At 42.3% G+C, this 7633-nt stretch carries 6 protein-coding genes; 1 reads left to right on the top strand and 5 read right to left on the bottom strand.

The annotated features are described in order from the left end of the window. Window positions 1-19: 19 nt before the first annotated feature. From M0R21_11270 to M0R21_11290, 5 genes are all read right to left on the bottom strand, one after another. The gene (locus M0R21_11270; GenBank protein ID MCK9618399.1) at window positions 20-2116 is read right to left on the bottom strand and encodes a thioredoxin family protein; all 2097 of its coding nucleotides are present in this window, start codon (window positions 2114-2116) and stop codon (window positions 20-22) included. Between the two features lie 64 nt (window positions 2117-2180). Next, a complete protein-coding gene (gene tilS, locus M0R21_11275) occupies window positions 2181-3509 on the bottom strand; it encodes a tRNA lysidine(34) synthetase TilS (GenBank protein MCK9618400.1) in 1329 nt (442 codons plus the stop codon). Between the two features lie 81 nt (window positions 3510-3590). Next, window positions 3591-4634, bottom strand: a complete 1044-nt coding sequence (locus M0R21_11280) for a 2-oxoacid:ferredoxin oxidoreductase subunit beta (protein ID MCK9618401.1) — start codon at window positions 4632-4634, stop codon at window positions 3591-3593. Window positions 4635-4638: 4 nt separating this feature from the next. After that, window positions 4639-6483 carry a 2-oxoacid:acceptor oxidoreductase subunit alpha gene (locus tag M0R21_11285; GenBank protein ID MCK9618402.1) on the bottom strand — a complete coding sequence of 615 codons (1845 nt, stop codon included), beginning with the start codon at window positions 6481-6483 and terminating at the stop codon, window positions 4639-4641. A 151-nt stretch (window positions 6484-6634) separates the two neighbouring features. Beyond that, on the bottom strand, window positions 6635-6964 hold the full coding sequence (locus M0R21_11290; protein ID MCK9618403.1) for a hypothetical protein: 330 nt from the start codon (window positions 6962-6964) through the stop codon (window positions 6635-6637). Between the two features lie 412 nt (window positions 6965-7376). On the opposite strand from M0R21_11290, the gene M0R21_11295 reads away from it, so the two are divergent. After that, window positions 7377-7607 (top strand): hypothetical protein, encoded by a 231-nt coding sequence (locus M0R21_11295; protein ID MCK9618404.1) that lies wholly within the window; start codon window positions 7377-7379, stop codon window positions 7605-7607. The last annotated feature ends 26 nt before the right edge of the window (window positions 7608-7633 follow it).

The raw sequence follows: 7633 nt of genomic DNA on the forward strand, positions 1-7633 counted from the left end.
TATTTAATGAGATTTGTTTCTATTGCCTTTTTTTGAATTCAGCAATTCCGTTATCGAGGAATTTTACAAATTCATTCACATCAAGATTGTATGCTCTTGGAGTTACCAATAATTCACCTTTGGTATCAAGCAAAACGTAGTAAGGTTGCGCATTCATATTGAAGCGTGAAATTTGCAGGTCGGCAAATTTTTTACCAATGGTTTTCTTAATCTTTCCATCATATTTTGATGTTATCCACTCACTTTCCGGAAGTTCAGATTTATCATCCACATACAAGGCTACTACGATAAAGTTGTTTCTCAAACGTTTCAGCACTTCGGGAGCACTCCAAACGTTGGCTTCCATTTCACGACAATTCACACAACCATGACCGGTAAAATCAATAAACAAAGGCTTGTTTTGCTTTTTGGCACAAGCCAAAGCCTGGTCGTAATCGAAATAGCCTTTCAACCCGTGAGGAAGATGCAGAAATTCGGAAAACTTAGGAGTTTCACATAATTCTGATTCTGTCGAAGATACAGTACCTCCTCCTTTATTTTCCTGAACGATGCGTACGAGGTCGAAATCGAGACTGGTTTGCGGAGGCAGGTAGCCCGAAAGTGCTTTGAGCGGAGCGCCAAACATTCCCGGTATCATATACATTACAAAGGCAAAGGTTACTATTGCCAGCAAGGTTCGTGGCACACTCAGATGTTTCGTTTCGCTATCGTGGGAAAATTTCAGTTTGCCAAGCAAGTAGAACCCCAGAAGTGTAAACACTACAATCCAGATGGCTAAATAAACTTCCCTGTCGAGAATTCCCCAATGGTAGGTTTGATCGGCTACACTGAGAAACTTCAGCCCGAGAGCCAATTCGAGAAATCCTAGTACCACCTTAACGGCATTGAGCCAGCCTCCCGATTTTGGCAGGTTGCTGAGCCAGGAGGGAAAAAAGGCAAAAAGGGTAAATGGTAAGGCAAAAGCAGTAGAAAAAGCAAGCATGGTAACTATGGGTTCCCATATTTCTCCACGGGTTGATTTTACGATAATTGTGCCGACTATAGGTCCTGTACACGAAAAAGATACCAGTACAAGGGTAAGCGCCATGAAAAAAGTACCGATAAGTCCGCCTTTATCGGCTTTTGCATCGGCTTTATTTACCAAGCTGCTGGGCATCACTATTTCAAATGCCCCGAGGAAAGAAGCAGCAAAAACCATGAATATAAGGAAAAACAGTATGTTTGGCAACCAGTGCGTCGAAAGCCAGTTGAAAATATCAGCAGTTATTGACTGTCCTCCTATGATATAGGTAATAAAAATTATGGCTGCTATGGGGAGGGTGTACAGGGTGATAATGGAGATACCGTAAATTGATGCCATGACACGCCCTTTCCGTTTGTTTTTGTTGCCTTTCATGAAAAACGAAACCGTCATCGGCACCATGGGAAACACACAGGGAGTAAGCAAAGCAGCAAATCCCCACAATATAGCCTCAATGATAACACCCCATAGTGAAGTTTCCCCCTTGATTGCTTCTGTACTTTGTAAGGGGCTCGCTGCCGAAGGCAGTGGTTTTTGTATCCGGGATATGCTGTCGGAAGTTATAGGTATTGCAGAAATTTCTTTTCCCTGTATTACCTTTTCGCCGGTTTTTGCCGAAATACCCGGCAGGTTAAAAACAAAGTCAATATCTTCGGGTGGAGTACATTTACTGTTATCGCACGACATAAAATGCACATATCCTTTTACCTGAAAAGGTTTTTCGGAAAGCATCTTGATTTTTTGCCTGAAAACTGTTTTACCGGAGAAGAATTTTAGGTTCATTTTAAAATTGGGGTCATATTCTTCAGTGGGTTTAGGTTCTGCCACTCTTCCTTCCAGTTGGTAATCCTTGCTTGTTTCAAAATTGAAAGATGTAGGTTCCGGTCCGTCTTCGGCAGGAATAAATTGCGAATACAGATGCCAGCTTCTTTCAATGGATGCGATAAAAATCAGTTCTGTTTCTGTATCTGAAATTTTTTTCTGCTGAAAACTCCAGGTTACCGGTGTAAAAATCTGAGAAAAGGTACGTACACTGAAGCTTAGTGTCATCAAAAATAAAAAACCGATAATGATCCGTTTGTTACTGAATATCATGTTTTTAAAAATTTCGACAAAATTAATCTAAAATTTTATATATATAAGTTTTTCACTATATATTTTATAATTTTCTGATGTGTAGTATATTATTTGTGTCGTTTGTAATTTTAAAGCGTTCGTCGGTGCGGTACCCTATTACCCAAATAATTTGTTTATCAGAAGTAAGAAGCCAGCAGTTTTCTTTTTCGGGAAGAGAAAATTTTCGGTTGACCATAAAATCGCTCAGTTTTTGTTTTCCCCACATTCCGAAAGGATGAAAATAATCTCCTTTTTGCCATTTCCGGATTATTAGCGGAAAACAGAGCTTTTGCAAATCAAAAAATGCATCGTTGTTGCTTTTTGCTAAAGTTCGAAAATCAGTGGGCGAAATGATACTAAACACCAGGTGTAAAGGCTCTACTATTTCGGTGGTGTCGTTTGTAACAAGAAATTCGGAATTTTGTGTGCGGGGGGCAGTATATTTTTCAATAATTATTTTTTGGCTTGAGGTAACCAGTCGGTGCGAAGGAGAGAAAAACTGCCTACCTGGTGTACCTTCAATGGAATTTTCTATTTGCCGGACAACATCCCTGGAAAATCTGAAATCCGATAATAGTTCATACAAAACCAAACTATTATGAGGTGTTTGCCGCAAGGCGTTGCAGTCTATGGTTATCCATTCGCCTTCAGTTTTCAACAGATTTTTCTTTTGTTGATATAACCAATCGTCATAAACGGCTTCCACTTCACGGAGGTTCTGCATGGTTTGCTGTACCCCTTCCAGCGCACCGGGCTTCAGGGTTTCAAAAACCGGAATCAGATGATGCCGTATTTTATTTCTCAGGTATTTATCTTCAGTATTCGATATATCAATGCGGTAATGCAGATGATTTTGTGTAATAAATTTTTCGATTTCTCCGCGGGTAAAACATAACATAGGGCGGATGAGCGCATCTTTTTGGGGTAAAATACCATGCAAGCCACTGATACCGGTACCTCGCATAAGATTGATAAAAAATGTTTCCGTTGCATCGTCGGCGTGGTGGGCAGTTGCAATGTAATCAAAATTTTGAGATTGTCTTATTTCCTCAAACCATGCGTATCGAAGTTCACGGGCTGCCATCTGAACCGAAATTTTTCTTTCCTTCAGATAATCTAAAGTTTCAAAGCGTTTTGAAAATAACGGAACTTGGTATTTTTGCGCACAGGAAGCAACAAATTTTTCATCTTCAAAAGAATCTTTTCCCCGAAGCTGGAAGTTGCAATGGGCGATGGCAAAACGAAAACCGGCACGTGAAAATAACTCTGCCATTGCTATTGAGTCCATCCCCCCGCTTACGGTAAGCAGAATATTTTGGTGGGGCATGAACAATTGCCGGTTGTTGATAAATGAAATAAATTTACTAAGCATCCGAACAAAAGTACAAAAGAAAGCAGAAAAAAAAGCCTTCATGAAAAAATGAAGGCTTTATGTAAATTAGGAACTGAAAACCTATTTTATTTCCCAAGTATCGCCACTGTTTAGTAGGTCGTCAACGTTTCTGATAGGAGAAGTTGCTTTGGCATGTTTGATTTGTTCTTCCACCATATCGTCGTAAGTGGGATACATTGCCGAACGGATTACGCCGAGTGCAACCGGAAAGTGAGGCGGAGCCATTTTGGCAAGCATCAGGTGGATTCCGGGATCCTGCTGGTATTGGTCGTGGATAAGCAAATCGTCTTCGGTAATGCTGTTTACGCCTATTTGTACCACTTCCAGCCGTGTACCTTTTAGCCGGATTCCCCTGTCTTTATTTTTACCGAAGATCATAGGTTCCCCATTTTTCAGAATAAGCTGGTGGTCGTCGCGAACGTCTTTTCCCGTAATATTTTCGTGGGTTTTATCGGCAAAGATGACGCAGTTTTGTAGTATTTCCACTATGGAGGTTCCGTCGTGGCGGGCAGCTTCAAACATAATAGCCGTCATTAGCTTGGGATTAGTATCCACTGCACGGGCAAAAAATGTACCCTGAGCTCCCAACACTAGTTCTCCGGCATTGAAGGGATGTTCAATGGTTCCCTGGGGAGACGTTTTGGTGATGGTTCCCATGGGGGTGGTAGGCGAATATTGTCCTTTGGTCAGTCCATAAATCTGGTTATTGAACAGCATGATGTTCACATCAATATTACGACGGATGATGTGAATGAAATGGTTTCCTCCGATTGCCATTGAATCGCCGTCGCCGGTAGCTATCCATACGCTGAGGCGGGGATTGGCAATTTTTACTCCTGAGCCAATGGCGGCAGCACGTCCGTGGATGCCGTGAATACCATAGGTATTAACATAATAGGGAAAGCGGGAGGAACAACCAATACCCGAAACGAGCATGAAATTTTCCTTTCGATACCCGATTTTTGGAAATACATTGGCTACCGAGGATAAAATTGCGTGTGCACCACAGCCCGGGCACCATTTTACCATTTGATCGCTTACAAAATCTTCTTTCGACAGTTCTACATTTGACCGTTCGATGGTCATATTTGCAATTTCTAACATGGTTTTATTCCTCCTTTAATAATTCGTTAAATTTACTTGTCAGTTCGTCCATCGAGAACGGCTGCGACAGTACCTTGCAATACTGGTGGTATTTGAAATCAGGATGTTTCATACGCAGGTAGTTTACAAACTGTCCGTTGTTCAGTTCGCAAACAATAATTTTTTTGTGGCGGCTGAAAACATCGGCAGTATTTTTAGGCAAGGGCATAATATGGCGGAAGTGTGCATGGCTGACTTTTTTGCCCTGGTTCTGCATTTCGATCACGGCATTTTCAACGGCGCCTTGTGTTCCGCCCCAGCTTACAACCAGCAGGTCGCTTTCCGGTTCGCCAAGTACTTTTTGTTCGTCAACGAAATCGGCTACTTTTTGTACTTTCGCTTCACGGAGGTTTACCATTAACTGGTGATTGGCAGTATCGGTAGAAACGTTACCGTAAATATTTTCTTTTTCCAATCCACCTATTCTGTGGCGTAGTCCTTCAGTACCCGGGAGCGCCCATTTGCGGACAAAAGTTTCGGGATCGCGACGATAAGGTTTGTAGTCAGGATCGTTGGGCTTGGCAATGGGAGGATTGATGGCGGGCAGGTCGGCAACCTTAGGAATCCTGAAAAGTTGCGAACCGTTGCCAATGTTACCGTCGGAAAGAAGGATGACAGGGGTCATGTGTTCGAGGGCAATTTTAGCGGCTTCGTAAGCTGAATAAAAACAGTCGGAAGGAGTACTGGCAGCAAGTATTACCACGGGAGCTTCGCCATTGCGTCCGAACAAAGCCTGCATCAGGTCGCTCTGTTCCGATTTGGTAGGCAAGCCGGTGGAAGGTCCTCCACGTTGTACGTCAACAATTACCAGTGGAAGCTCGGTCATTACCGCCAGTCCGATGGCTTCGCTTTTGAGCGAAAGTCCGGGTCCGGAAGTGGAGGTAAGGGCAAGCGATCCGGTATAGCTGGCGCCTATGGCAGAGCAAATACCTGCGATTTCGTCTTCTGCCTGAAAAACTTTTGCACCAAGCGATTTATGTTTGGCAAGTTCGATTAAAATATCGGTAGCGGGAGTGATGGGGTATGAGCCTAAAAATATGGGGCGACCTGAGCGTTCGGAGGCGGCGAGAAAACCCCAGGCGGTGGCTAAATTGCCGGTGATATTGCGGTAATGTCCCGGTTCCATCTTTGCTTTGGGCATAAAATAGGTACGCGAAAGGGCTTCTATGGTGTCAGCATAATTATATCCGGCTTCCAGTACTGTTTTGTTGGCTTCTACTATTTCCGGTTTTTTCTTAAATTTCTTTTCAAAGAAGACATTTGTGGTATCGAGGTTCATATTGAACAGGTAATACGAAATGCCCAGTGCAAACATGTTTTTGCTTTTGTCCATCGTTTTCACATCGAGGTTCTGGTTTTTCAGGCTGGCACGGGTGAGGGTAGTGATGGGAGCTTTTATCAGGTTGTATTGGGCAAGGGTGTTGTCTTCGAGCGGGTTTTCGTTATAACCGGCTTTTTTAAAGGCGGCTTCTTCAAAAGCGTCTGCATCAACGATAACAGTTGCGCCTGGTTTTGCCCATTTCAGGTTCGATTTCAGGGAGGCGGGATTCATGGCAACAAGCATATCGCACTGGTCGCCTACGGTTTCTATTTTTTTGCCCACATGCACCTGGAATCCTGATACACCGGCTACGGTATTATGTGGAGCGCGGATTTCGGCGGGATAGTCGGGAAAGGTTGCTATATCCAGACCTGCCAGTGCTGCTGCATCCGAAAATAGGGTGCCGGTAAGTTGCATACCGTCGCCGGAGTCGCCGACAAACTTAACAACAACATCCTCAACTTCTACTTTTGTTTTCTTCTTCGTCATAACGGGTTGTTTTTGAAATTTCGCGACAAAATTAAATCTTTTATCCGAGGGGCAACCCAAATTTTTCAATATTTTTTAAGTGTAGCGGCTTGTTATTTGCTTTTAGTTTTTAGCCAACAGCCTTTTGGCTTCTGTAATCCGGGTTCACAACTTATTTGCCTCTTTCTGCCAGCAGCTTGTTTATCAGTTCTAACTGGGTGTTTTCTTTTTCCAACCAGATGATACGTTGTTGCAAGGTGGCATTTTCTTCTCTTAGCGTGGTGATTTCGGCAGAGGTGTCGGCTCCACCGGTATAAAAAATGAAGAAGTTGTGATTAAGCACTTTGGATATGTGTTGCAAATGCGATACGGTGATGTTGCCGTCTTTTAACAGGATATACACATTGCGTACAGACATGTTTAAGCCGGTTGCCAGCGCCCTTACGGTTACTTTATTTGTGTACATATAGTCGCGGATGTACTGGTGAATAGTTGATTCCATAACGGGATAATTTGATTTTCTACAAAAATAAAAAAAAATGCAATAAATACTCACTAACAGGGAAATTATATTCGCTGTTATGAAGTGGAAATACACTACTATAAAATGGAAATACATTACTATGAAATGGAAATATACTATTATGAAATGGAAATACTTTGTGGTAAAATAAACATGTAGTATAGCGAAATGGTTATTCACTATTGTGTAATGGAAATACGTTGTTATGTAATGGAAATACATTCCATTTTATTGCAAACCCGGGTTAACGGAAACAACCCGGCAGGCTGCTACAGCATATACAGGATAACAAGGAAATCACAGCACAGCTATACCCAAAAATAACCCGATTGCATTAAAAATCTTTCTGTTAATTTTTTATATTTGTAGAATAATTTTATAAAAAAAATTTATGAAGACAAAATTTGAAAACACGCTGAATTCGACAGAAGCGGTTTTGCTTTTGTTGACAAACAATGCTGCGGTTTGGAGCGTAATTGCAGCAATTGCAACGATTTTTGACCTGCTGAAAGCTAAAGTACAACTGGTACGCGACCTTCGCCAGGGGAGTGTACAACGAACTGTGTCAAGTAAACTTTTAGTACATTTGTTTGTCGGGATAAACGGACACAGGCTCTGCTGAGGAGCAAGCAGTGAAGGAATAAACCC

Source organism: Lentimicrobiaceae bacterium, from assembly GCA_023227965.1.
GTDB lineage: Bacteria > Bacteroidota > Bacteroidia > Bacteroidales > JALOCA01 > JALOCA01.

What these genes read in the sequence shown, in the direction of transcription:
- M0R21_11270 (MCK9618399.1), bottom strand. Translation starts at nt 2,116, where the DNA reads ATGATATTCAGTAACAAACGGATCATTATCGGTTTTTTATTTTTGATG.
- tilS (MCK9618400.1), bottom strand. Translation starts at nt 3,509, where the DNA reads ATGCTTAGTAAATTTATTTCATTTATCAACAACCGGCAATTGTTCATG.
- M0R21_11280 (MCK9618401.1), bottom strand. Translation starts at nt 4,634, where the DNA reads ATGTTAGAAATTGCAAATATGACCATCGAACGGTCAAATGTAGAACTG.
- M0R21_11285 (MCK9618402.1), bottom strand. Translation starts at nt 6,483, where the DNA reads ATGACGAAGAAGAAAACAAAAGTAGAAGTTGAGGATGTTGTTGTTAAG.
- M0R21_11290 (MCK9618403.1), bottom strand. Translation starts at nt 6,964, where the DNA reads ATGGAATCAACTATTCACCAGTACATCCGCGACTATATGTACACAAAT.
- M0R21_11295 (MCK9618404.1), top strand. Translation starts at nt 7,377, where the DNA reads ATGAAGACAAAATTTGAAAACACGCTGAATTCGACAGAAGCGGTTTTG.